1 protein-coding gene is annotated in these 434 nt (G+C 71.0%); it reads right to left on the reverse strand.

Annotation, left to right across the window (positions count from 1 at the left end; translation table 11 throughout):
- The coding region (locus RNB18_RS52435) for an ABC transporter ATP-binding protein (RefSeq protein WP_311721109.1) at nt 1-360 on the reverse strand (360 nt) is incomplete at its 3' end.
- Between the last annotated feature and the right edge of the window lie 74 nt (nt 361-434).

The raw sequence follows: 434 nt of genomic DNA on the forward strand, positions 1-434 counted from the left end.
GGTGATGGGCGCGTCCCCGCGGCCGGTGGCCGACTCGAAGGTCCGGAGCCACGGCCCGCGCCCCATGGCGACGATCTCCTCCACGGTGAAGTCGAAGTCCGGGGTGCTGTCCTGGGCGACGAGCGCGGCGCGCCGTGCGACCTCGCGCTGACCGAGCGTCGTCACATCGTCGCCGGAGAGCGCGACACGGCCGGCGAAGGGGTCGAGCGCGCGGTAGATCGTACGCAACAGGGATGTCTTGCCACTGCCGTTGGGGCCGACGAGGCCGACGCGTTCGCCGTCCTTCACGGTGAGGTCGCAGTCCGCGACGATCGGGGTGGAGCCGATGCGGACGCTCACACCGGACAGTTCGACTTTCATGACGCCTCCGAGCGCCGCAGCAGCCACAGGAAGACCGGCGCGCCGAGCACGGCGGTGATGATCCCGATGGGGAG

Source organism: Streptomyces doebereineriae (assembly GCF_031845645.1).
Taxonomy (GTDB): domain Bacteria; phylum Actinomycetota; class Actinomycetes; order Streptomycetales; family Streptomycetaceae; genus Streptomyces; species Streptomyces canus.